This is a genomic window from Phaeobacter sp. CAU 1743, assembly GCF_039839315.1.
Taxonomy (GTDB): Bacteria; Pseudomonadota; Alphaproteobacteria; order Rhodobacterales; family Rhodobacteraceae; genus Phycobacter; species Phycobacter gallaeciensis_A.
Window position 1 is genome coordinate 25069 of sequence record NZ_JBDOQR010000026.1, and the last position, 23879, is coordinate 48947.

Here is a 23879-nt window from a genome sequence, read left to right on the forward strand (position 1 = left end):
TGGGGAGGGTCGGGCGCTGCCCGGCACTGCCGGGCAAACGAAGAGGCTAGGAATGACCGCTGAACTCACCGCCCTCACACTTGCCGCCCTGCTGCAGGTTCTGCAGTTCTTCGTCTATTCCATCACCGCCAACCGGCAGGTCGGCCCCAAGGTAGCAATGGGGCCGCGTGACACGCCGGTGCAACTGACCGGCACGGCAGGCCGCCTACAACGGGCGCTGAACAATCACTTCGAAGGGCTGATCCTCTTCACCATCGCATGTGTGGTGGTGACCCTTGGCGGCCAGTCCACCCCCTTCACCGCCGCCTGCGGCTGGGTCTATGTGCTGAGCCGGGTTCTGTACGTGCCCGCCTATGCATTCGGCCTCACGCCCTGGCGGTCGGTCGTCTGGTCGGTCGGCTTCCTGGCCACCACCCTCATGCTGATCGCGGCGCTGATCTGATGCGCGGCGCTCCTCCTCATATTCCCGCATACGGGCCGCTGGCGGTGCATGACCATCGCCCCTGCCCTCTCCTTAGTTCCAACGAAAGGACCTCCCATGGCTTCCTATGACGTGATCATCATCGGCGCCGGCCCCGGCGGCTATGTCAGCGCCATCCGCTGCGCCCAGCTGGGTCTGAAGACCGCTATCGTCGAAGGGCGTGAAACCCTTGGCGGCACCTGCCTCAACGTGGGTTGCATTCCGTCCAAGGCGCTGCTGCATGCGACGCACTCCCTGCACGAGGCAGAGCACAACTTTGCCAAGATGGGTCTGAAGGGCAAAAGCCCCTCCGTCGACTGGAACCAGATGAAGGCCTACAAGGACGATGTCATCGGCCAGAACACCGGTGGCGTCGAATTCCTTATGAAGAAGAACAAGATCGACTGGCTGAAAGGCTGGGCGTCGATCCCCGCTGCCGGTCAGGTCAAGGTTGGCGACGATGTGCATGAAGCCAAGAATATCGTGATCGCCTCTGGCTCCGTGCCCTCCTCGCTGCCCGGTGTGACCGTGGACAACGACAAGGGCATCGTGGTGGACAGCACCGGCGCGCTGGAGCTGCCCAAGGTGCCGAAGAAGATGGTCGTCATCGGTGCGGGCGTCATCGGGCTGGAGCTTGGCTCGGTCTATGCCCGCCTTGGCTCGGAGGTGACCGTCGTCGAGTACATGGACGCGGTCTGCCCCGGCATGGACAAGGACGTGCAGCGTACCTTCAAGCGGATCCTTGAAAAGCAGGGCCTCAACTTCATCATGGGCGCCGCCGTTCAGGGCGTCGAGACCACCAAGACCAAGGGCAAGGTGACTTACCAGCCGAAAAAAGGCGGCGATGCCGAGGTTCTGGACGCCGATGTGGTGCTGGTTGCAACCGGCCGCAAACCCTATGCCGAGGGGCTAGGCCTTGATGCGCTGGGAGTCAAACTGACCGAACGTGGTCAGATCGCGACCGATGCGAAATGGGCCACCAGCCTGCCGGGCATCTACGCCATCGGCGACGTAATCGAGGGCCCGATGCTGGCCCACAAGGCAGAGGACGAAGGCATGGCGGTGGCCGAGGTGATCGCGGGCAAGCATGGCCACGTGAACTATGGCGTCATCCCCGGCGTCGTCTACACCACGCCCGAGGTTGCCACCGTCGGCGCCACCGAGGACGCGCTCAAGGCCGAAGGCCGCAAGCTGAAGGTCGGCAAGTTCAACTTCATGGGCAATGGCCGCGCCAAGGCCGTGCACCAGGGCGAAGGTTTCGTCAAACTGATCGCGGACAAGGAAACCGACCGCATTCTGGGCGCAGCCATCATCGGCCCCGGCGCCGGTGATCTGATTCACGAGATCTGCGTTGCCATGGAATTCGGCGCCTCTGCCGAGGATCTGGCCCTCACCTGCCACGCGCACCCGACCTATTCCGAAGCCGTGCGCGAAGCGGCGCTCGCCTGCGGCGACGGCGCGATCCACAGCTAAACTCTTTCTTCGCTCCGGTTTTCTTGCCGGGGCGAAGCCTATCTGGAATTGATTTTGAAGCTTCGTATTCTTGCCCCTATTGTAGTCATCGGATTTACCTTCGGCTTCGCCGCGGCTTCTACCTTGTGGCCGGGGCCAAGCCGCACTGAGCGGATTACCATGCTGTTCAAAGAGATCTGCGTTGCACGCCATTTTGATCGCGATTTCGGCACCCCAGACGACTACGGTCTTGTAGATGTGTTGGATGGATTTAGGGATGTGGTATGGATCGACCCGACAACTGGTGTTTTCCTGCGGCTCGAGAAAGCCAAGTGCACTATCGAAGCTCATGCTCCGCATGCACTTAGCCGACCAGAGGCCGAAGACGTGCTGACAAGGCTAGAAACCATTGTTCCAAGTGCATTGCCCGATCTGCCGGTGGATCCGGATGCGGCCGTCGGAGGAAATAGCGTCTCAAAGGGATGGCTGACTGGGCCGCGCGGTTCCCTTGCGCGCTGGGGCGTGTTCTTTGCGGCCTTTCCGGATAATCCAGACGGGGACAGCAGTTGGCTCTGGATCAGGGCACCGCAGCCCGACAGCTAAGCCACGCTTGTCAGTTCGAGCCCAAGCCTCTTGGACATCTAGCCGGACTGTGTTGTTTCGCGTTGGAACAGAACACAGCCTCTCACCACATGGTCTTTGCAGCCCGTGCGCCCCAGGCGTCGTCATAGGGTTTGCCACCCTCCTCGCCATTTGTCTGCTCGGCAAGGATCTCTCCCATGGTGGGCAGGTCTTGGCTTTGATCGCCTGCCGTCCAGGTTCCCGCCCGCATCAGGGCGCGGGCGCATTGGCTGTAGATCTCGTCGATGGCGATCACCAGAACCGTGGCGGGCTGTTTGCCCTGCCTGTCAAACCGGGCGCGCAGGGCTTTGTCGGCGGCGATCCGTGCCTGACCATTGAGACGCACCACGTTGTTGGACCCCGGCACAAAGAACATCAGAGATACCCGCGGATCGCGCACGATATTGCGAAGTGAATCGATCCGCTGGTTGCCGCGCCAATCGGGCAGCGCCAGGGTGCCGGGGTCCAGCTCCAGCACGCAGGGGCCATCGTCGCCGCGCGGGCTGGCATCGGTGCCTTCGGGGCCGACAGTGGAAAGCACACACAGGCGCGAGGCCATGATCCATTTGCGATAGAGCGGCGTCATCCGACGCGCCACTTTTCGTAAAGAAGGCGCTCCCGGTTCCCCGTAAAGCGCCTCCAGATCTTCAAGTGTTTCGATGTAATCCATCCGGTTCAAACCCCGCTTCGCGCATCAATGCATCGGATCGCTCTTCGACCCGTTCTTCCAATATCTTCATGAATTCCTGCCGCTCCAGCCCCGGTTCGATCGGGCCCAGGAACTCCACCACTGCAACGCCGGGGCGGCGCATAATACCCTTGCGCGGCCATAACACACCAACGTTGGTGGCCACCGGCACGCAGGTTTGCTGCAGCTGTTCGTAGAGCACGCCGGTGCCGACCTTATACTCGGCCTTCACGCCCGGGGCCACGCGGGTGCCTTGCGAATAGATCACCAACTGGCCCGCCTCCTGCCGCCCGGCATGCACGTCGGCAACCATCTTCTGGATGGCGGCGCCGCGCTTGCCCCGGTCCACCGCCACACAGTCCAACAGCTTGGCGTATTGACCGATCACAGGAGTGCGCAGGATTTCCTTTTTCATGATGAACTTGGCCGTCGGCAGCGCGGTGAAGATCATCATGATATCAAGGAACGACTGATGCTTGGCCGCGATCAGCGCTTCACCCGATGGCGGGGTGCCGCGCACCTCGCAGCGGATACCGACCATCCAGCGGGCGCTCCAGAACACCCAGCGCGAATAGGTCTTGCAGCAGACGCGCGCGCCGCGCTTGCTGAAGATCGCCCAGGGCGCAAAGGCAAGGCCAATCACCGGCATCATCAGATAGATCTGGCCCACGAACAGCAGCGAGCGCAGCCATTGAATTGCATCCTTCACGTCAATTCTCCCAGACGTTTGTTGGCCGCGCGGGTCGTCGCCACATAGGCCACCAGCGCCCCCAGCACCGGAATGACCAGCGGCAGCAGCCAGCCCCAGCCCTGAAAGCCAAGCCCGGTCAGAAAGCCGCCCTCGTCCGAGGCGGCCGGCATCAGCCAGACGCCCAGCATGCCAAATCCCATCCCCACAATCGCGCCGCTGAAGGCCCGCAGGGTAAAGCGGCGGATAAAGGCCTGCGCGATATAGCTGTCCTGCGCGCCGACAAGGCGCAGCACTTCGATCACCTGGGCATTGGCCGCAAGCGCCGCATTGGCCGCAAGCGAGATCATCGCTCCCATGGCGCCACCGATCAGCAGGATCGACACCACCGCCAGACGCCGCAGCGATTGCGCCGCATCCACCAGCGGCGCACGCCAGCGGGTATGATCGTCCAGCACCGCACCGGGCACCTCGGCCTGCAGGCGCAGGCGCAGCCCTGTGGCATCATAGCCGGGATCATCCTCGATCACTTCGATCAGCTGCGGCACCGGTAGCGCATCAATCGGCACCGAGGCGCCGAACCAGGGCGCCAGCAGCGCCGCCTGTTCCTCGGGGGTAAAGGCGCGTGCCGAGGCCACGCCCGGCGTCTGCCGCAAAATGGTGAGGGCCGCCTCGGTCTGGGCGGCACGCTGTTCGGCGGGAGCATTGATGCGCAGGGTCGCGGCGCGGGCCAGTTCATCCGCCCAGCGATCCGCCAGCCGCCCCGAGGCCAGCGACAGCGCCAGCGCAAAGACCGCCAGAAACGCCATCGCGCCCGCGGCAAACAGGGTCAGCTGCGCCGTGAAGCCACTGGGGGGCACCACCCGGTCGGCCTGTGCATCGCCGCTGATCAGCGCCCGCAGGCGCCCGCCAAAGCCGTCCCTGCTCATAGATCCGCTCCCGCAAGATGCAGCTGTTTGTCGTAAATCCTCAGCACCCGGGCCTGAACCTGGTTCTTGGCCGCCCGGATCAGCGACAGGTCATGGGTTGCCACAAGGATGGTCTTGCCCATGCGGTTCAGCTCGACCAGCAATTGCAGCAGCCGTTGCGACATTTCCCAATCGACGTTCCCAGTCGGCTCGTCGGCGATGATCACATCCGGCGACAGGATCACCGACCGCGCCAGAGCCGCGCGCTGGCGTTCGCCGCCGGACAGCTCTGGCGGCAGCGCATCCGAACGTTCCGCAAGTCCGACCCAGTTCAGCAATTCGCGCAGGTTCGCCTGCTCCTGCCCCAGATCCCGCCCCGAGACGGTCAGCGGGAGAGCGATATTCTCGATCACCGGCAGGTGGTCCAGAAACCGGCAATCCTGATGCACCACGCCGACCCTGCGGCGCAGAAAGGCCATCTGGTCGCGGTCCAGCCCTTTGACATCCATGTTGAAGACGCGCACCCGCCCCGAGGTCGGGGTCAGCGCGCCATAGCAAAGCTTCAGCAGGGTCGTCTTGCCGGTGCCCGAAGGACCAGTCAGGAAATGGAAGGATCCCGGCGCCAGCTGCATCGACAGATTGCTCAGCAGCTCTCCGCCGCCATAATTGTAGCCTACGTTGTCCAGCTCGATCACGGCGTCCCCCTGGTGCTGCTTGCTCGTTTTGCCCCAGAGCACCGCCAGTTTCAATGGCCCGCAGCCGTGCGGGCGCCGCCGGTCACGCCCGCGTGCGCGGCGCCCCGCGCAATTGCCCCTTCCTTGATGGCCCCGAACTCCCTATGGTCATTTGAAAATACCGCTGAATTGCACCCGGAAGACTCCGGGTCCAAGGAGACCGAGAATGCGCCTGACATGTCCGAATTGCGCTGCCCAGTACGAAGTGCCGGATGACGTTATCCCGGAAGAAGGACGCGATGTTCAGTGCTCCAGCTGCGGCACCACCTGGTTCCAACCCGCTGCAGGCGCCAGCGCAGAGCCCCCTGTGGCCGAGGACACAGCCCCAGAGCCTGAGGGCAGACCAGAGGTATCCGAACAGGTCGCCACAGAAGAAGCCATCACATCAGAGGCCGCAGCCGAGGAAACACCTCCCCCAGAACACGCTCCCCATGTTGAAGAAGAGCAGATACCCGAGGAGGCAGAGGATCTGACCACCTCCGAGGAGCTGCCAGCCGAGGAAGAGGACGAGCCGGAAGAGCCTGCCCCCGCCCCTGACATGGACGACGAAGCCGAACGCGCCGCGCGGCGGCAGCGGGGCCTGGACCCGGCGCTATCGGACATCCTGCGCGAAGAGGCAGAGCGCGAAGCCTCCCTCCGCGCGGCCTCTGCGCCTGCACAGGGGCTGGAGAGCCAGCCCAATCTGGGTCTGGATGATCTGCCCGAAAACGAACAGGCCCTGCGCGCCCGTCAGGCCAAGGACCGGATGGCCCGGATCAAGGGGCAGGACCCGCGTCAACTGGCAGCCGAAGCCAGCGGACAACGCCGGGGCGTGCTGCCGGATATCGAAGAGATCAACTCGACCCTGCGCGCCGGGGATGCCGCCGCCGTTCAGGCCGCAGCCGAGGACACGCCAGTACCACGCAAAAGCGGCTTTGCACGCGGTTTTGCGCTGACCATCCTGCTCGCGTTGATCCTGATGATGATCTACACCAACGCCGCCAAGATCGCCGAGGCGGTACCGCAGGCCGATCCTTACCTCAGCAGCTATGTCACCTGGGTCGATCAGGCGCGGCTGTGGCTGGATGCGCAGGTCAAGGCGCTGCAAACACCGCAGCCCTGATCACCGCTGCTGGTCCAGCAGGCGCATTGATCAACTGCGTTTGAGACCGTCATTTCCTTAGGGAATGCCGTGCATAGGGTCTCAATTCCCCCCCTAGCCGCTTCAGAACCGGTCGAACAGCCGCTGCAGATAGTTGCGCTCTTCCTCGCTACGGCTGCGATCCTGCGACCGGCGACGGATTTCCTCCAACAGATCCCAGGCCCGGCCATGCGCCGAACCCCGGTCCGGAACCGCACCTCTGTCGCCATTGTCCATGCCGCTGGCGCGTCCCAGCGGATCCAGCCCCTCGGCCGAGCCATTGGGCTGGGCCTGTCCCTGCTGTCCCTGGTTCTGTCCCGGCTGCTGGCGCTGTGCCATAGCCTCGCCAAGCGAGCGCATGCCTTCGCGCAGGGCCTCCATCGCATCGGATTGCTGGTCGATGGCCTCGGCCAGATCGCCGTTCCGCAACGACTCTTCGGCACCCTCCATGGCGCGGCCTGCCCGATCCAGCGCATCGCGGGCATTGCGCCCTTCCTCGCCCCCAAAGGGCAGCCCGTCGCGCTGACGTTCCAGCTCGTTCCGCAGGGCCTGCTGACGCTGAGCCAGATCCCCCGCGCTGGGATTGCCATCCGCGCCAGAGCCGCCCTGCCCCGGCTGGCTTTGTCCCGGATCGCCGCCGCCACCCTGCTGCTGGCCGGATTGTTCGCCACCCTCACCGGTACCGCCGGTTCCATCGTGGCTCTGTCCACGGCCCTGACCGCCGTTGCGGCCCTCGTTGCCCTGGCTTTGACCGCGCTGTGCATCGCTGTTGAACTGTTCCTGCAAATCGCGGAAGGCCTGATCGGAGAGGCCCTGCTGTTCGCGCAGGGTCTCGGCCAGACCCTCCATGGCCTGCCGTCCCTGATCACCGCCCTGCTGGCCTTGCTGGCCGCGGGTCATGCGCATGTTTTCCATCATCTGCTGGAATTCGCGCAGGGCCTGCTCGGCCTCGGCCATGCGGCCCTGTTCCATCAGTTCCTGAATGCGGTCCATCATCGCCTGCAGGTCGTCCTGGTTGAGCTGCATCATGTCCTCGGGCATCTCACCCGGTTCCATCATCTCGCCATCCTGTTCAGCCTGCCGTTGCAGCTGTCGCAGGTAATCGTCGGTTGCTTCGCGCAGCTCCTGCATCAGCCGGGCGATCTCCTGATCGCTGGCGCCTTCGCGCATGGCCTGGCTCAGCCGCTCCTGAGCGCGTTTCATCCGCTCCAGCGCGTCGCCCACGTCACCTTCCTCCAGCGCGATGGCCAGATCCCACAGCGCCGCCGCGATGTCTGCCTGCGCAGGAGCCGTGAGCGCACCCTCGGCCAGATGGCTTTCCAGCCGCCGCAGAATGCCACGCAGGCGCAGATAGCTGCCCGCATCGCGGAAAATCCCATCGGGGCGATGCGACACCGCCCGCAGGATCTGCGCCACCCGCGGCGCATTGGCCCGCGCCCAGAGGATATCACGGCGCTGCTCGGCCACCGAGGCGGCCAGCGGATCAAAAAAGCGCCGCGCTGTCAGCGGCGCGCCAAATGGAGCCGCTGTGCCGCTCTGCCCCGCCGCGTCCTGCGCGGTGAAGGTATAAGTGACCGGCAAATTGGCCCAGGGATGCTGCGAGAAATCCTCGATCAGGCGTTCGGTAAAATCGCTGCGCCCGCCGGTGAGAGGCAGCGGCAGGTCCAGTACGATATCCTCGCGCGGGTCCGGGGCGATCTGCAGCCCGTGCCGCCGGTCCAGCGCCGCAAGGTCCAGAGAAATCCGCACGGTTCCGCCGACGACGCCGTAATCATCCTGCGCCGCGAATGGCAGGTTCAGCGCACCTTCGGGGCCTAGATCCGGCGCGCCCGCCACCGCAACTGCAGGCGGTGCATCCGGCGTCACCGAGACCAGCCAATCGCGCCCACCCTGCCCGGCGATGGCTAGCTGACCTTCCTGACGGACCTCGAATTCCTGCTGCGGATCGGTCGCCGGGGGCAGTTCGCCTGTGCGGGCGGAAACGGTTTCATCCAGCGTCAATGCGCCGATCTCACCATAGAACCGCAGGGTAATCTGACTGCCCTCGGGCAGGGTCAGCGCCCCTTCGGGCTGATCGTTTAGGTAAAGAACCGGCAAGCCGGTATAGCGCGGCGGTGCGATCCAGCCTTCCCAGGTCGGCCCGTTCATCGCCGAGGCTGCGCCGGGCGTCATGCCACTGAGGCTGCTGACCCGCCAGAACGAGCCAAAGACCAGCGCCACTACCAGCGCCAGCAGCGCCATATACCGCAGGGCAAAGGGATCCGCCGCTGCGATTTTCAGATTTGGAGAGGGCGCGCGGGCCTGCCGCGCCGCTGTCGCCATGCGCTGCTGATGCGCCTGCCATAGGGCCGCCGAGGCCGGGTCGGAAGCGCCAATCGCCTGACTATCCAGAAGCGCGCTGACTGGTCGCCCCGGCAGGGTTGCGTCCAGCCGCGCCAGCGCCGACGCATGGCTTGGCCAGGAAAACCGTTTGATGCCCCAGATGAGCGCCAGCCCAAGCGCTAGCGCGCTGAGCACGGCACCAGACCAGACCAGTTCGACCGGTAATTCATCGTGCAGCCCCAGCATCACCGCCGCCAGCGCCAGCATCAGCACGGAGGCCGCAGGCCAAAGGGCGCGCAGCAGCTGCTCCGCGATCATGCCCGCCCGCGTTAGGCGCAGGGGCCAGCGCAGCGGTTTCAGACGCGGGTCAGCCTTGGGGAATGCAGCGTCGGATGCGGCCATTTCGGCGATGCCTCTCTGCGCGGGTGCGGGCGCGGTTGCGGGGGTGCCCCGACCGCGAAAAGTCCGCAGCCGCGATCAGAGCCATTCCGGAATGGTATCGCGGTTTATCATTTCGTCAAAGGTCGGACGTCGGCGAATAACCGCGAATTGATCCCCATGCACCAGTACCTCGGGGATCAGGGGGCGCGAGTTGTATTCGCTCGACATCACCGCGCCATAGGCTCCGGCGCTGCGGAAGGCGATCAGATCCCCGGCAGCCAGCGGCGGCATATCGCGCTGCTTGGCAAAGGTATCGCCGGATTCGCAGACCGGCCCGACGATATCATAAGGCTGGCTTTCGACGCCCGGCTCCGGCTCGATCACCGGCACGATATCGTGATGCGCCTCGTACATGGCGGGGCGGATCAGATCGTTCATGGCGCCGTCAATGATCAGGAAATCACGGCCCTCGCCGGATTTCACATAAATCACCTTGCTGACCATCAGCCCGGCATTGCCCGCGATCAGGCGACCCGGTTCGATCTCGATCTCGCAGCCGAGGTGGCCCAGCGTACGCTTGATCAGGGCGCCATACTCCACCGGCAGCGGCGGCGCCTCGTTCGAGCGGGTATAGGGAATGCCAAGCCCACCCCCCAGATCGAGGCGGCGGATATCATGACCTTCGGCGCGCAGGGTTTCGGTCAGCTCCGCAACCTTCTGATAGGCGGCCTCGAACGGGGCCAGCTCGGTCAGCTGCGAGCCGATATGCACGTCGATCCCGATCACCTCCAGCCCCGGCAGGCTGGCGGCATGGGCATAGACCTCGCTGGCGCGGGAAATCGGGATGCCGAATTTGTTCTCGGATTTTCCGGTGGCGATCTTGGCGTGGGTCTTTGCATCGACATCGGGGTTGATGCGGATGGTGATCGGGGCGCGCGTGCCAAGTTCCAGCGCAACCGCGTTGATCACCTCCATCTCGGGCTCGGATTCCACGTTGAACTGGCGGATGCCACCGGACAGGGCGCAGCGGATTTCCTCGGCCGTTTTGCCAACGCCGGAAAAGACGATCTTGTCGCCAGGCACACCAGCCGCCTTGGCCCGCAGGTATTCGCCCTGACTGACCACATCCATGCCCGCGCCCGCCTGCGCCAGCGTCTGCAGGATGGCCTGGTTGCTGGCCGCCTTCATCGCAAAACAGACCAGATGCTCCGTGCCTTCCAGCGCCTCGTCGAACAGGCGGAAATGCCTGAGCAGCGTCGCGGTGGAATAGACATAGAACGGCGTGCCTACGGCGGCGGCGATTTCAGCCACCGGAACGTCCTCGGCGCAGAGCGCGCCATCGCGGTAAAGAAAATGATCCATGTCTTGGCGATTAGACCAAAAGAGGCCGCCGGATCAATGGAATTTGTCCTGCTACAGCGCTGTCCACTGCGCGTTTATCCCCGCAGCCCCGATGCGATCATGGTAAAGGCGGTCTCGCGCCGCAGGGTGGCGATCTTGGACCCCGCATCGAACAGGCTCAGATGCAGGAAAACCCCGTCCAGCATCGCGATCACCGCCCGCGCCAGCGCCATCGGATCGCAGTCGGCGCGGATTTCCTGCGCTTCGGCAAGGTCTGCGAAATGTTCTGCCCAGTGCCGGGCCAGCCAATCGAAAAACCCGTCGATGATCTCTACGGCACGGGGATCCTTGAACCCCGGTCCCAGCACTTCAAAGATCAGCGATGTCATATCACGCTGCGCCAGGATCACCGTCTGGCGCAGGCCATCCAGATAAAGCTCAAGCGTCTGCGGGGCGGGCAGCAGGGTGATCTGGCCCCTCAGCCCGTCGAAATATTGCCCGATCAAGCTCAGGATGAGGTCATCCTTGCCGTCGCAATAAAGATAGAGCGTGCCCTTGGCCACGCCCGCGGCCCTGGCAATATCGGTCATTTTGGTGGCCTGATAGCCCGTGCGCGCAAAACACATCATCGCCGCCTCGAGGATCTCAGCCCTCATTTTATCCTTGTCGACGATCTTCGGCATTGCCGTTCCTTTTGGGCCTGATTGCACGGAATGCATAGCGGGGTTGACCTGTCCCGGCATATAAATGACTTGCGGGTCAGTCATGCGGCCCCTAGATAGCGCGCTATATCTGACCAATTGGTCAAAAATGGATTAGTGTCAATGAGTGAAAATCAGAAGATTGCATTTGTCGCCGGTGCAACTGGCCATCTGGGGCGCCATCTGGTGGCGCAACTGTCGGCCCGGGGCTACTCCGTGCGGGCACTGGTCCGGTCCGGCTCGGATACGTCCGGGTTTCCCCGAGGTGTTGAAATCGTCACCGCAGAGGCCACCGACCCGGCCAGCCTCAGCGGACTTATGGATGGGGTGGAACTCGTTGTCTCGGCCTTGGGGCTGACCCGGCAGACCGACCGTGTGACCTATCTGGATGTGGATTATCAGGCCAACCTCAACCTGCTGAAAGAGGCGGTGAACGCCGGGGTCGGTCAGTTTGCCTATGTGCATGTGCTGACCCGGGGCACCCCCACCTCTGATCTAGTGGCGGCCAAATCGCGGTTCGTCGGCGTGCTGCAAACCGCCCCGCTGCAGGCGTGCGTCATCCGCCCCAACGGGTTCTTTGCCGATATGGAAGAGATCCTGTCGATGGCGAAAAAGGGCCGGGTCTGGCTAATCGGTGACGGTTCGGAGCGGATCAACCCGATTCATGCCCGCGATCTGTCCTGTGCCATTCTTGATGCCATCGAAGCCGGGGAGGCGGATGTGGAGATCGGCGGGCCCCAGGTGCTGAGCCTCGATCAGATCGCAGAACTGGCCTTTGACGCCCTCGGTAAACCCGCCCGGATTACCCACCTGCCACTGTGGCTGGGCCATGCGGCCCTATCAGTGATGAAACGTTGCACCCCGCGTCATGTCTGGGGGCCGTTCGAGTTTTTCCTGACCTCCTGCCAGCAGGACGCCATCGGACCGCAATATGGCAGCCGGTCGCTGGGCGATCACTATGCTGGGATTTGTTCAAATCGTGCCGGGACAAAGGTTTCGGCGTTCAGTTCCCGATAGAAACGCCAACCCGGGCGTACCCCGAAACTGTCACACCCGACCCGGGTGTCTGAGACGCAGAGCTACCGCTTGCGGTACCCGCAGTGCGTTCAGAGGCCAGCGGCTCACATCCCGCCAAAGCGATCACGACCGGCAGCCAGAGGACGGCGCAGGCCGCGCGAGAAGGCATCAGAAGCCCAGAAGAAGGCTGAACGGTCCCTGCTGCACACCCACACTGCCCCCGGCATGGACACCGCTGGTAGAGACCCCGACCCCGGCATTGAGTGTGGGGCGCACCGGTTCTCCATCCACGCCACAGGCCGCGAGTGTTGTGGCAGCGACGAAAAGAACAACAAGAACGCGCATCAGAGTGAAGCCCTCAGCTCGGGTGGGTATTCATTCAATATGGGCGGGGCGCTGGCCAATCACAAGCGCCCCCGCCACAGGATCTCGGCGAATGGCTGCTTAGCCCGCCAGGATCTCTTTCCAGCGCTTCACCTGCGCGCGTACCTGCGCGGGCGCGGTGCCACCATAGGACATGCGCGAGTTGACCGAGTTTTCGACTCCCAGAACGGTGAAGATATCCTCGGTGATGCCGTCGTGCACGCCCTGCATGTCCTCAAGGCTGAGGTCAGGCAGATCGCAGCCACGGCCCTCGGCCATTGCGACCAAGGCGCCGGTGACATGGTGGGCATCGCGGAAGGGCACCTTCAGCACCCGCACCATCCAGTCGGCCAGATCGGTGGCGGTGGAGAAACCCGAACCTGCGGCGGCAGCCAGCGACTCGCGGTTGCCAGTCATATCCTTGACCATGCCTTCCATCGCAGCCAGCGCCAGCATCCAGTTGTCGGCTGCATCAAAGACCTGTTCCTTGTCTTCCTGCATATCCTTGGAATAGGCGAGCGGCAGGCCCTTCATCACCATCATCAGCGCGGTATTGGCGCCGAAGATCCGGCCCACCTTGGCGCGGATCAGCTCGGCGGCGTCGGGATTCTTCTTCTGCGGCATGATCGAGGAGCCGGTGGAGAAGCGATCCGAGAGCGTCACGAAGCGGAACTGGGCCGAGGACCAGATCACCAGCTCTTCGGCAAAACGGCTGAGGTGCACGGCGCAGATCGATGCGGTGCTCAGGAACTCCAGCGCGAAATCGCGATCCGACACGGCATCGAGCGAGTTTGCCGCAGGACGGTCAAAGCCCAGCGCCGATGCGGTCATGTCACGGTCGATGGGGAAGGAGGTGCCAGCCAGCGCCGCCGCACCCAGGGGCGATTCGTTCATCCGGGCGCGGGCATCACGCACGCGGGACAGATCGCGGCCGAACATTTCCACATAGGCCATCATGTGATGGCCCCAGGTCACCGGCTGCGCGGTCTGCAGGTGGGTAAAGCCGGGCATCACCCAGTCGGCGCCTGCCTCGGCCTGATCTACCAGCGCCTTGATCAGCGCCAGCAGGCCTTTTTCGGCAGCGTCGAACTGATCGCGCACCCAGAGTTTGAAATCGGTCGCCACCTGATCATTGCGCGACCGGCCGGTGTGCAGACGCCCGGCGGGCTCTCCGATCACCTCTTTCAGGCGCGCTTCGACGTTCATATGGATGTCTTCCAGCGCGGTAGAGAACTGGAAGCTGCCGCTTTCGATCTCTGACAAGACCGTGAGTAGCCCTTCCCGAATGGCCTCGGCGTCGTTATCCGTAATGACGCCTGTCGCGGCCAGCATGGCGGCATGGGCTCTTGAGCCTGCGATGTCCTGGGCTGCCATACGCTTGTCAAACCCGATCGAGGCATTAATTGCCTCCATGATCGCGTCAGGGCCAGCGGCAAAGCGGCCGCCCCACATCTGGTTTGAGGATTGATCTGTCATGGCTGAACCCCGGAGATAACATGCGTCTGTTTCGTCACCTCACCCTTTATATGGCCCTTGCCTTGGGTGCAAATGCCGCCTTCGCCGCAGATGTCGCGACGCTGGAGGCGCTGCGCGCCGACAGTCTGAAACGGCTGGTCGTCCATTCCGAGCCGCGCCCCGTCTCTGACGCGGAGTTCTTTCTGGAAAACGATGGCGGCACCGCCACGCTGACCGATTATCAGGGCAAGATCGTTCTGCTGAACTTCTGGGCGACCTGGTGTGCCCCCTGCCGCAAGGAAATGCCGCAAATCGCCGAGTTGCAGGAAGAGTTCGGCGGCGAGGACTTCGAGGTTCTGACCATCGCCACCGGGCGCAATTCCCCTGCTGGTATCGTCAAGTTCTTCGAGGAAAACGGTATCACCGGCCTGCCCCGCCACACCGATCCGAAACAGGCGCTGGCCCGCAACATGGCAGTGATCGGCCTGCCCATCACCGTTCTGATCAACCGCGAAGGCGAAGAGGTTGCCCGCCTTCTGGGCGATGCGGAATGGAACAGCGACAGCGCCAAGGCGATCATCAAAGAGATGATTGCAACGCATTGATCTGCGCATCCCGCAACGGGTCCGGCCGCGCCCCGATCACGGCTTGACCTCACGCGACCTTTGACAGGCTCCTTCCCGGTCCGCCAATGTAGGGATCAGGGAGGAGCATATGCCACTAGAGATCCTGCTGATCATGGTTATCGGCGGCGTCAGCGCGGTCGCCGCGATCCTGCATCTGTCGGGCCGCTCGGCGCAGACGGTGCTGTCGGTCGAGGACGCCCGCGCCGAGTGGCATCGCCATTTCCCCGATGATGTGATCCACCAGGTGCTGATCGCCGAAAACGGCCACGCCGCGCTGGTTCAGACCGAAGGCGGAACCGGCCTTCTCTGGGCCTTTGGCGCCGACACCGTGGCGCGCCATCTGATTGATTTTGATGTCTTTGAAACCGGAACCGGCCTCAGGCTGGAGTTCCACGATTTTGGCACGCCGGGCGTCTCGCTCTCTCTTGCGCCGCACGAACGCGCAGACTGGCAACAGATGATGATCCCGTCCTGAAGGAACCCCGCCGATGAGCGATCCGATCTCTTACCCCGATGTGACTCAATATGCGGTGCCGTTTTTCATCGCGGCGATCCTGGCCGAGTTCCTGTGGATCGCGATCAAAGGCCGGGGCGGTCGTTATGAAACCCGCGATGCGCTGACCTCGCTGATCATGGGGGCGGGCAGCGTCGCGGCAGGGATCCTGCTGGGTTTCATCGCCTGGGCGTTCTTCATGGTTCTGTGGCGGCTCACGCCGCTTGATATGGGGACGTCTATCTGGGCGGTGCTGGTCTGTTTCATGCTGGATGATCTGCGGTACTACTGGGTGCACCGGTTCGGCCACAGGGTACGCTGGGTCTGGGCCAGTCATGTGAACCATCACTCCAGCCAGCATTACAACCTGACCACCGCGCTGCGGCAGACCTGGACCGGCACCTTCACCTTCATGATGGTGGTGCGCGCGCCGCTGGTGCTGCTGGGATTCCACCCGGCGCTGGTACTGTTCGTCGGTGGCCTCAACCTGATCTACCAGTTCTGGATCCACACCGAAGCGATTGGCAAGATGCCCCGCTGGTTCGAGGCAGTGATGAACACCCCCAGCCACCACCGCGCTCACCATGGCCGCAACCCGCGCTATCTGGACTGTAATTATGCCGGCGTCTTCATCATCTGGGACCGGATGTTCGGCACCTTCGTCCCTGAACAGGAGAACGACCGCGTCGATTACGGCCTTGTCCACAACATCGGCACCTTCAATCCGCTACGGGTCGCCTTTCACGAATGGGTGGGGATTTTCCGTGACATGACCCAGCCCGGCCTGACCCTGAAACAACGGCTGCTTTATGCGCTGGCGCCGCCCGGCTACAGCCACGATGGCAGCCGCGACACCAGCGAAACCATCAAGGCGAAATACCTGGCCCGAAACCCGGGTGACCGCGGCACGCCGGGATTTGAACAACCAGCCGACCCGACCTGACAGACCGGGCCGCGACATCAGATGCGACTTTTCCTAAAGTTTTAACTTTAATCCATGGTTCACCCTTTTGTCCGAGAGTGCAAAGCAACGCATAGTTTCCATGCACATGATCAGGCACAGGTATAGCCAGGGGGCAAAACAGTGAAACACAGTCGCTGGAAAAAAGCGGACCTGCCAGAAGGCTCAGAAAACCCACTGAACGCAGCGGTAGTATCCCGCGACCGGTCCACATTGGATATGGTTGCCGAGGCGGTGAAGCATGACCAGACGATGCTGGCCTTCCAGCCGGTCATGCAGGCCATGCCCCCGCATCAGACCGCCTTTTATGAGGGTTACATCCGGGTTCTGGATGCCACCGGTCGGGTGATTCCTGCCCGTGACTTCATGCATGTGGTCGAGGAAAAGGAAATCGGCCGCGCACTGGACTGTCTGGCGCTGCAGCACGGGCTGCGGGCGCTGATGAAATCGCCCCAGATCCGCCTGTCCGTGAACATGTCGGCGCGCTCCATCGGCTACGGCCGCTGGATGGACGTGCTGAACCGCTTCCTGAAGAAAGACTCCACCATTGGCGAACGTCTGGTTCTGGAAATCACCGAAGCCTCGGCCATGGCCGCGCCAGAGCTGGTCATCGACTTCATGGAGCGGCTGCAGAAACACGGCATCGCCTTTGCGCTGGATAACTTCGGGGCCGGCACCACGGCCATCGCTCACTTTCGCGAATTCTTCTTTGACGCGGTCAAGATCGACGGTCAGTTCATCCGCGGCATCAGCGGCAATCCGGACAATCAGTCCGTGACCTGCGCTCTGGTCGGCATTGCCAAGCAGTTCGACATGCTGGTGGTGGCCGAGTCGGTGGAATCCGAAGCCGATGCGCAATACCTTGTTTCCATCGGCGTTGACTGCATGCAGGGCTTCCTGTTCGGCGCCCCGACGGTCAGCCCGCCCTGGCTGGAGGAACTGAAGGAACGCAGCCGCGCCTGATCCGCTGCACTGCAGCGCTCGGAAATAGCCTCCTTGTTTCAGAGCCTTCTGTGCATCTGACCGCATGACCCCCAAAAAAGAGCCACCGTCACCGGTGGTTTTTTGCGTTTATGCCGGTTGACTTCCCGTCAGCCGCTGGGACACCCTGTCGATTGCTGCAGGTGCAGCAATACGCTATGCCTGCCCCGGAGTACGGGAGGACGTGTTTGCCATCGCGGGGTTTTGATTTCACCACCGACCGCGCGGATGCAACATCTCCGGAGTTAATTGATGGCAGAGGACCCATATCAATGACCAATGTTGTAATCGCATCCGCCGCACGGACCGCCGTCGGCAGTTTTGGCGGCTCGTTCGCCAATACGCCCGCCCATGATCTGGGTGCCGCTGTTCTGGAGGCCGTTGTTGCTCGCGCCGGCGTCGACAAAAGCGAGATCTCTGAAACCATTCTCGGTCAGGTTCTGACCGCCGCTCAGGGCCAGAACCCGGCCCGTCAGGCCCATATCAATGCCGGCCTGCCCATCGAAAGCGCCGCCTGGGGCATCAACCAGGTCTGCGGCTCCGGTCTGCGCGCCGTGGCCCTCGGCGCACAGCACATCCAGCTGGGCGATGCCGCCATCGTTTGCGCCGGTGGCCAGGAAAGCATGACCCTGTCGCCCCACGCCGCAAATCTGCGCGCCGGTCACAAGATGGGCGACATGAAGTATATCGACACCATGATCCGTGACGGCCTGTGGGATGCCTTCAACGGCTACCACATGGGCCAGACCGCTGAAAACGTCGCCGAACAGTGGCAGATCTCCCGCGATCAGCAGGACGAATTCGCCGTCGGCAGCCAGAACAAGGCCGAAGCCGCCCAGAAGGCGGGCAAGTTCGTTGATGAAATCACCCCCTTCACCGTGAAAACCCGCAAGGGCGACATCGTGGTGGACAGCGACGAATACATCCGTCACGGCGCCACCATCGAAGCCATGCAGAAACTGCGCCCCGCCTTCACCAAGGACGGATCTGTCACCGCTGCCAACGCCTCCGGCCTGAACGACGGTGCTGCGGCCACCCTGCTGATGAGCGCCGATGAAGCAGAGAAACGCGGTATCGAGCCGCTGGCCCGCATCGCCTCTTATGCCACCGCTGGCGTCGATCCCTCGATCATGGGCGTCGGCCCGATCCACGCCTCCCGCAAGGCGCTGGAGAAGGCAGGCTGGAGCGCCTCGGATCTGGATCTGGTTGAGGCCAACGAAGCCTTTGCCGCGCAGGCCTGCGCCGTGAACAAGGAAATGGGCTGGGATCCCAGCATCGTCAACGTCAACGGTGGCGCCATCGCCATCGGCCACCCCATCGGCGCCTCGGGCTGCCGGGTTCTGAACACGCTGCTGTTTGAAATGAAGCGGCGCGGTGCCAAGAAAGGCCTCGCCACGCTTTGCATCGGTGGCGGTATGGGCGTCGCCATGTGCGTGGAGCGCCCGTAACGTGGCCTCGTAACCGGACATATCTAAGGGCGCCATGTTGGCGCCCTTTTCTTTTAGGCTTCAAAGGTTTGTCAGGGGTGCGACAATTTATGCGGCGGCGCAGCAAAATCCGTTGCGCAATATTGTTGCTCAAACTAACCTCTGCATGTAGCAAGATTACCAAGTAAATGAATCACTGGAGGACAACTCAATGGCACGAACTGCACTCGTCACAGGCGGCTCCCGCGGCATCGGCGCAGCAATTTCCAAGGCTCTGAAGGCCGAAGGCTATGACGTCGCAGCCACTTATGCCGGCAATGACGAAGCCGCGGCCAAATTCACCGAGGAAACCGGCATCAAGACCTACAAGTGGAACGTGGGCGACTACGAAGAAAGCAAGGCGGGTATCGAAAAAGTCGAAGCCGATCTGGGTCCCATTGACGTCGTGGTGGCAAATGCTGGGATCACCCGCGATGCCCCCTTCCACAAGATGACGCCCGAGCAGTGGCACCAGGTGATCGACACCAACCTGACCGGCGTCTTCAACACCATTCACCCGATCTGGCCCGGCATGCGCGAGCGCAAGTTCGGCCGTATCATCGTGATCTCCTCGATCAACGGTCAGAAAGGTCAGTTCGCTCAGGTAAACTATGCTGCCACCAAGGCAGGCGATCTGGGCATCGTCAAATCCCTGGCGCAGGAAGGCGCCCGCGCAGGCATCACCGCCAACGCGATCTGCCCGGGCTATATCGCCACTGAAATGGTGATGGCCGTGCCCGAAAAGGTGCGTGATTCGATCATCGCACAGATCCCGACCGGCCGCCTGGGCGAGCCCGAGGAAATCGCCCGCTGCGTGACCTTCCTGGCCTCTGACGACGCAGGCTTCATCAACGGGTCGACCATTTCCGCCAACGGCGGTCAGTTCTTCGTCTGATCCGAGTGCGCAATGGTAAAAACAACAAGGGCCGGTCCTGATGGACCGGCCCTTTTTCAATCCCGTAAGGACATGTGCACTATGCCCAGCGGGAAACTCTTGTGCTGACCAGCGAAGACTTGCCACGGCGGAACAGGCGCGCCCAGAAGGATTTCAGCACCTGGCCGCGTTCTTCATGTGCACGCTGCATGGCCAGTTTGATATCGGCGTTGACTGTATATTCCATCTCGCAAACCTCCGTTTCGGATCAGCATCATTAACCTGACACCAATATGATTGCGGGTGAAAAAACTTACAAACGAGACTTTTCATTCATTCAGTTAAGTATTACTTATGTGACTATGCCAGAACGCCTGCCCCCCCTGACAGCCCTGCGCGCTTTTGATGCCGCCGCCCGCCACATGTCCTTTGCCAAGGCGGCAGAGGAGCTGAACGTAACCCCGGCGGCGCTGTCCTTTCAGATCAAATCGCTTGAGGAGCACCTCGGCGCGCAGCTGTTCCGTCGACTCAACCGTGCGGTGGAGCTGACCGAGGCCGGCCGCACGCTGGCCCCAGGCGCCGCCGAGGGGTTCGAGGTTCTGGGAGATGCCTGGCGCGCCACCCGGCGGCTGCAGGACAACAGCACACTGACGGTGACCGCTGGCCCAGGCTTTACCGCGAAATGGCTGGCGCCGCGTCTTTATGAATTCGCCCGCGCCCATCCCGAAATCGACCTGCGCTTTTCCGCGACACTCAGGCAAATGGACTTCCAGCGTGACGAGGTCGATGTGGCAATCCGGTTTGGCGTCGGCCCGGACGAGGGCCTTTGGTCCCTGCCCCTGCGCAAGGAATGGATGACACCGGTGATGACGCCGGAACTGGCAGAGAAATACAAAACCCCCGAAAGCCTGACCGAGGCGCCGCTTCTGTTCGACGAATCCCTGAACTTCCTGCAGCCGCCCTGCGACTGGCCAGCATGGTTCGCCGCTGTCGGAATCGATTTTGCCCCCACGCATGGCGCGCATTTCTCGCAGGCCGACCATGCGGTGGATGCCGCCCTGACCGGGGCGGGCGTCGTGCTTGGCCGCCGCGCCATGGTGGTGACCGATCTGCACGCCGGGCGTCTGGTGGCCCCTTTCGCGACTGCGATTGAAACCGAAGGACGGTTTCGCTTTGTCTGCGCCAAGGGCACCGAGGATCGCCCCCAGATCAAGGCGTTCCGCGACTGGTTCATGGGTGAGATCGACAAGACATCCTATGTGTCTGAGCGGTTCGATATCATCCCGGTCACCGATATCGCCCAGCCCTGAATGCAGCATTCCTGACCACTCGCACGCGGTTCGCCCTGACCGCCCTTTCAAAAGCAAAAGGGCCACCAGATCTGGCAGCCCAATTTCATCAGACATATCGTGGGCGCGCCGCCCGTGTCGGTTTTGCTCCGGTTTGCGGCTGCGCCCGAGTTGCTCGCGCGTCAGTGCGCCAGTTCGCTTGCGGACAATCGCTCAATCTCTTCCTTGAGCTTCAGTTTCTGCTTTTTCATGGCAGCGACTTCCAGACCGTCGGTACTGGGTGCACGTTGGGCCTGTTCGACTTCCATGCTGAGGTGCTCGTGCTTCTTCTTCAGTTCCGTGAGATGCGAGCTGAGGCTCATGCCGTTCCTCCTTTTTGAGCAAAATACGCCCTGCGTCAGCAGGACACCTCAAGTGGAGCATAAGAAAATGCGTCTGTCACGCTGCAGGCGCACAGTTTTGTCATCAATTTGTTGCATCGGCTGAAGACTGCCAAAAACCGCCGCTCAGCCTTGCAATAAAGGCGCAAAGCCACGGTAAAACGACTATGTAACGCTTGAAAGACGCAAGGGTCCTACCCATATGGGCGTCCGGTCAGACAGGCCCGGCAACGCTCTGATGGCAGTCCCCGATACCACGTCACCGCCTTGGCGACCGACTCGCCGCGATAGAGGATTGGCTCCTCAGGCTGGCCGCTTTTCCCCGGGCCAGGGCAGGGCCGCCCCCTGCCGCAGAACATCGGCCACCTCTTCCTGATAGCTTTCACCGTCCCGCTCGTGCCGCGCACCCTTGTGCAGGATCAGCGGCGCGTGCAGCCGGAACTCCGCCCGCCCCTCCTTGCGCGCGCGCAGGATCACCAGCTCTGCCGCCCGCCCCTGTCGCGGCGCCAGCGGCAGCACCTCCAGCGACCCCAGCCTCCCGGCACAGGCCACCAGCATATCCGGCAACCGGTCCGCGCGCTGGATCATGTGCAGGTATCCACGCGGCGCCAGCCGTTTGGCGGCAACGGCGATCCAGTCCTGCAGCGGTGTCTCTTCTCCGAGGGCAACCCGCCGCCCGGCATCCTGCGCCGGGCTGTGCCCCCCTGCCCGGTAGTAAGGCGGGTTGGCAATCACATGGGCGAACTGCGTCTGGCGCAAAGACACCGGCAACTGCGCCAGATCCGCCTCGATCACATCGACATCCTGCCCGTTCAGCGCGCCATTGCGCCGCGCCAGGTCGGCATAGGCGGCCTGCAGTTCCACGCCCGTAAGGCGCAGCCCCGGCACCCTTGCCGCAAGGCACAGCAGCGCCTGCCCCGCACCGCAGCCGAGCTCCAGCACATGCTCCCCCGCCCGCGCCGGAACAGCGGCCGCCAGCAGCACCGGATCAACCCCGGCACGGTAGCCTTTGACGGGCTGATACAGCCGCACCCGGCCGCCCAGGAACTCGTTACAGGTCAGATCCGCGTCGGCAAAATTGCTCATTGGCCCAGCGGGATGTCATTGTCGCGCATCACCCGCAGAGCCGGGTCATAATCATCCGGATGCACCATTAAACGGCGCGGAAAAATTCCGATGCCGCCCTCGAGGATGCTCATATTTACGTCCAACTGAAAGCAGTCTATATCCTCTCCCTCAAGAAGGGCTGAGGCAAAGGCCAGGACGGTTGGATCGGTGCTGCGCAGAAGTTCCTTCATGGGGATGGATCTAAGAGCAAGGGCAATACCTTGTCGAGCCTGAAAGCCGGGAAAGCAATGGACCAAGTCATGACGCAAAAGCCGCATGAAATGCTGGCAGCCACCCTCAGCGACGAGATGGCGGCGGTAAACACGCTGATCCGCACACGGATGGCCTCCGAGCACGCGCCCCGGATCCCCGAGGTGACCGCCCATCTGGTCGAGGCCGGCGGCAAGCGCCTGCGCCCGATGCTGACCCTGGCGGCGGCGCGCATGTGTGGCTACGAGGGCGACAATCACGTCAAACTGGCGGCCACAGTGGAGTTCATCCACACCGCTACCCTGCTGCACGACGATGTGGTCGACGAAAGCGGCCAGCGCCGCGGCCGCCCCACCGCCAACCTCTTGTGGGACAACAAAAGCTCGGTTCTGGTCGGCGATTACCTCTTTGCCCGCAGCTTCCAGCTGATGGTGGAAACCGGCTCTTTGCGTGTGCTGGACATCCTTGCCAATGCCGCCGCCACCATCGCCGAGGGCGAGGTGCTGCAGATGACCGCAGCAACCGACCTCAAAACCGACGAAGCGATCTACCTGCAGGTGGTGCGCGGCAAGACGGCAGCGCTGTTCTCCGCCGCAACCGAGGTCGGTGGCGTCATCGCCGGGGTGGAGGAAGCGCAGATCAAGGCGCTGTTCGATTACGGTGATGCCCTGGGCATCGCTTTCCAGATCGCCGATGACCTTCTGGATTATCAGGGCGACAGCAAGGCAACTGGCAAGAACGTCGGCGACGATTTCCGCGAACGCAAGCTGACCCTGCCGGTGATCAAGGCAGTGGCGCAGGCCACCGATGAGGAACGCGCCTTCTGGACCCGCACCATCGAAAAGGGTCGCCAGGAAGAGGGAGATCTCGACCACGCTCTGGCGCTGATGGGCAAGTACAAGACGCTGGAGGCCACCCGCGACGACGCCATGGCCTGGGCCGAAAAGGCCAAGACCGCGCTGCAAAGCCTGCCGGAGCACCCGATCCGCCAGATGTTGCATGATCTCGCCGATTACGTGGTGGCGCGGCTGCACTAACCCGCCGGAGCAACCCGCCAAAGCGGGCATGTCAGCCCCTTTCTTCCAAAATCCGGGTCAAGGGAGGCGTCAGCCTCCGCGCCCCGCGCGGCTTGCCCTTGAGGCGGGTTTTGGAACTCCACACTCGATGTAGCGCCTGCAGCGCAGACCTGCGCTTCAGGCCCTCTCAGCAGATCTGGAAAACAGCGCGCCGCAGGCGCGCTG

General features: G+C 63.0%; 26 protein-coding genes. 13 read left to right on the plus strand and 13 right to left on the minus strand.

Translation table 11 applies throughout. The annotated features are described in order from the left end of the window. Window positions 1-52 precede the first annotated feature (52 nt). From AAFO90_RS11830 to AAFO90_RS11840, 3 genes are all read left to right on the plus strand, one after another. On the plus strand, window positions 53-442 hold the full coding sequence (locus AAFO90_RS11830; protein ID WP_347509546.1) for an MAPEG family protein: 390 nt from the start codon (window positions 53-55) through the stop codon (window positions 440-442). Window positions 443-538: 96 nt separating this feature from the next. Next, window positions 539-1933 carry a dihydrolipoyl dehydrogenase gene (lpdA, locus tag AAFO90_RS11835; protein WP_347509547.1) on the plus strand — a complete coding sequence of 465 codons (1395 nt, stop codon included), beginning with the start codon at window positions 539-541 and terminating at the stop codon, window positions 1931-1933. 54 nt (window positions 1934-1987) lie between these two features. Beyond that, window positions 1988-2515 (plus strand): hypothetical protein, encoded by a 528-nt coding sequence (locus tag AAFO90_RS11840; protein ID WP_347509548.1) that lies wholly within the window; start codon window positions 1988-1990, stop codon window positions 2513-2515. Between the two features lie 82 nt (window positions 2516-2597). Here the strand turns inward: AAFO90_RS11840 and AAFO90_RS11845 are convergent, their stop codons facing one another. The 4 genes from AAFO90_RS11845 to AAFO90_RS11860 are packed head-to-tail and all read right to left on the minus strand — an operon-like array spanning window position 2598 to window position 5512. Next, window positions 2598-3203, minus strand: a complete 606-nt coding sequence (locus tag AAFO90_RS11845) for a pyridoxamine 5'-phosphate oxidase family protein (RefSeq protein WP_347509549.1) — start codon at window positions 3201-3203, stop codon at window positions 2598-2600. Continuing rightward, window positions 3181-3930 carry a lysophospholipid acyltransferase family protein gene (locus AAFO90_RS11850; RefSeq protein WP_347509550.1) on the minus strand — a complete coding sequence of 250 codons (750 nt, stop codon included), beginning with the start codon at window positions 3928-3930 and terminating at the stop codon, window positions 3181-3183. Before AAFO90_RS11850 ends, AAFO90_RS11845 begins: the two co-directional genes overlap by 23 nt. Further along, window positions 3927-4838, minus strand: coding sequence for a cell division protein FtsX (locus AAFO90_RS11855; RefSeq protein ID WP_347509551.1), 912 nt, complete (start codon window positions 4836-4838; stop codon window positions 3927-3929). Before AAFO90_RS11855 ends, AAFO90_RS11850 begins: the two co-directional genes overlap by 4 nt. After that, the gene (locus AAFO90_RS11860) at window positions 4835-5512 is read right to left on the minus strand and encodes an ATP-binding cassette domain-containing protein (protein ID WP_065273706.1); all 678 of its coding nucleotides are present in this window, start codon (window positions 5510-5512) and stop codon (window positions 4835-4837) included. The genes AAFO90_RS11855 and AAFO90_RS11860 overlap by 4 nt, the downstream gene beginning before the upstream one ends. 205 nt (window positions 5513-5717) lie before the next feature. Here AAFO90_RS11860 and AAFO90_RS11865 point away from each other — a divergent pair, with 205 nt between their 5' ends. After that, on the plus strand, window positions 5718-6653 hold the full coding sequence (locus tag AAFO90_RS11865) for a zinc-ribbon domain-containing protein (protein ID WP_347509552.1): 936 nt from the start codon (window positions 5718-5720) through the stop codon (window positions 6651-6653). Window positions 6654-6755: 102 nt separating this feature from the next. Here the strand turns inward: AAFO90_RS11865 and AAFO90_RS11870 are convergent, their stop codons facing one another. The 3 genes from AAFO90_RS11870 to AAFO90_RS11880 form a co-directional block, all read right to left on the minus strand. Next, window positions 6756-9395, minus strand: coding sequence for a TIGR02302 family protein (locus AAFO90_RS11870; protein ID WP_347509553.1), 2640 nt, complete (start codon window positions 9393-9395; stop codon window positions 6756-6758). A gap of 75 nt (window positions 9396-9470) precedes the next feature. Next, window positions 9471-10736, minus strand: a complete 1266-nt coding sequence (gene lysA / locus AAFO90_RS11875; protein ID WP_274827592.1) for a diaminopimelate decarboxylase — start codon at window positions 10734-10736, stop codon at window positions 9471-9473. A gap of 74 nt (window positions 10737-10810) precedes the next feature. After that, window positions 10811-11398: a TetR/AcrR family transcriptional regulator gene (locus AAFO90_RS11880; protein ID WP_065272495.1), complete on the minus strand. Its 588-nt coding sequence runs from the start codon at window positions 11396-11398 to the stop codon at window positions 10811-10813. A gap of 141 nt (window positions 11399-11539) precedes the next feature. On the opposite strand from AAFO90_RS11880, the gene AAFO90_RS11885 reads away from it, so the two are divergent. Beyond that, a complete protein-coding gene (locus tag AAFO90_RS11885; protein WP_347509554.1) occupies window positions 11540-12433 on the plus strand; it encodes an SDR family oxidoreductase in 894 nt (297 codons plus the stop codon). A gap of 168 nt (window positions 12434-12601) precedes the next feature. Here AAFO90_RS11885 and AAFO90_RS11890 read toward each other — a convergent pair whose 3' ends face one another. Both AAFO90_RS11890 and argH read right to left on the minus strand, forming a co-directional pair. Further along, on the minus strand, window positions 12602-12778 hold the full coding sequence (locus AAFO90_RS11890) for a hypothetical protein (protein WP_274827590.1): 177 nt from the start codon (window positions 12776-12778) through the stop codon (window positions 12602-12604). Window positions 12779-12877: 99 nt separating this feature from the next. Continuing rightward, on the minus strand, window positions 12878-14272 hold the full coding sequence (gene argH / locus AAFO90_RS11895) for an argininosuccinate lyase (protein ID WP_347509555.1): 1395 nt from the start codon (window positions 14270-14272) through the stop codon (window positions 12878-12880). Window positions 14273-14292: 20 nt separating this feature from the next. Between argH and AAFO90_RS11900 the strand changes: the two genes are divergently transcribed. The 6 genes from AAFO90_RS11900 to phbB all read left to right on the plus strand — a co-directional run bounded on the left by AAFO90_RS11900 (window position 14293) and on the right by phbB (window position 19673). Further along, window positions 14293-14856 (plus strand): TlpA disulfide reductase family protein, encoded by a 564-nt coding sequence (locus tag AAFO90_RS11900; RefSeq protein ID WP_197492318.1) that lies wholly within the window; start codon window positions 14293-14295, stop codon window positions 14854-14856. 109 nt (window positions 14857-14965) lie between these two features. Then, on the plus strand, window positions 14966-15352 hold the full coding sequence (locus AAFO90_RS11905; protein ID WP_065272492.1) for a hypothetical protein: 387 nt from the start codon (window positions 14966-14968) through the stop codon (window positions 15350-15352). 13 nt (window positions 15353-15365) lie between these two features. After that, entirely contained in the window at window positions 15366-16313 is a 948-nt protein-coding gene (locus tag AAFO90_RS11910; protein WP_347509556.1) for a sterol desaturase family protein, read from the plus strand. A gap of 141 nt (window positions 16314-16454) precedes the next feature. Beyond that, entirely contained in the window at window positions 16455-17294 is an 840-nt protein-coding gene (locus tag AAFO90_RS11915; protein WP_347509557.1) for an EAL domain-containing protein, read from the plus strand. A 290-nt stretch (window positions 17295-17584) separates the two neighbouring features. Beyond that, on the plus strand, window positions 17585-18760 hold the full coding sequence (locus AAFO90_RS11920; RefSeq protein ID WP_065272489.1) for an acetyl-CoA C-acetyltransferase: 1176 nt from the start codon (window positions 17585-17587) through the stop codon (window positions 18758-18760). Between the two features lie 190 nt (window positions 18761-18950). Next, window positions 18951-19673 carry an acetoacetyl-CoA reductase gene (phbB, locus tag AAFO90_RS11925; RefSeq protein ID WP_274827588.1) on the plus strand — a complete coding sequence of 241 codons (723 nt, stop codon included), beginning with the start codon at window positions 18951-18953 and terminating at the stop codon, window positions 19671-19673. 79 nt (window positions 19674-19752) lie between these two features. Here phbB and AAFO90_RS11930 read toward each other — a convergent pair whose 3' ends face one another. Next, the gene (locus AAFO90_RS11930; protein WP_347509558.1) at window positions 19753-19899 is read right to left on the minus strand and encodes a hypothetical protein; all 147 of its coding nucleotides are present in this window, start codon (window positions 19897-19899) and stop codon (window positions 19753-19755) included. 115 nt (window positions 19900-20014) lie between these two features. Between AAFO90_RS11930 and AAFO90_RS11935 the strand changes: the two genes are divergently transcribed. Continuing rightward, window positions 20015-20962, plus strand: a complete 948-nt coding sequence (locus AAFO90_RS11935) for a transcriptional regulator GcvA (protein WP_274831429.1) — start codon at window positions 20015-20017, stop codon at window positions 20960-20962. Between the two features lie 161 nt (window positions 20963-21123). Here AAFO90_RS11935 and AAFO90_RS11940 read toward each other — a convergent pair whose 3' ends face one another. The 3 genes from AAFO90_RS11940 to AAFO90_RS11950 all read right to left on the minus strand — a co-directional run bounded on the left by AAFO90_RS11940 (window position 21124) and on the right by AAFO90_RS11950 (window position 22619). After that, entirely contained in the window at window positions 21124-21303 is a 180-nt protein-coding gene (locus AAFO90_RS11940) for a DUF465 domain-containing protein (RefSeq protein WP_065272486.1), read from the minus strand. Window positions 21304-21624: 321 nt separating this feature from the next. Continuing rightward, window positions 21625-22407 (minus strand): methyltransferase domain-containing protein, encoded by a 783-nt coding sequence (locus AAFO90_RS11945; RefSeq protein ID WP_347509559.1) that lies wholly within the window; start codon window positions 22405-22407, stop codon window positions 21625-21627. Next, window positions 22404-22619 carry a DUF2007 domain-containing protein gene (locus tag AAFO90_RS11950; protein WP_065272484.1) on the minus strand — a complete coding sequence of 72 codons (216 nt, stop codon included), beginning with the start codon at window positions 22617-22619 and terminating at the stop codon, window positions 22404-22406. Before AAFO90_RS11950 ends, AAFO90_RS11945 begins: the two co-directional genes overlap by 4 nt. Window positions 22620-22676: 57 nt before the next feature. Between AAFO90_RS11950 and AAFO90_RS11955 the strand changes: the two genes are divergently transcribed. Further along, on the plus strand, window positions 22677-23675 hold the full coding sequence (locus AAFO90_RS11955) for a polyprenyl synthetase family protein (RefSeq protein WP_274834634.1): 999 nt from the start codon (window positions 22677-22679) through the stop codon (window positions 23673-23675). Window positions 23676-23879: the final 204 nt, after the last annotated feature.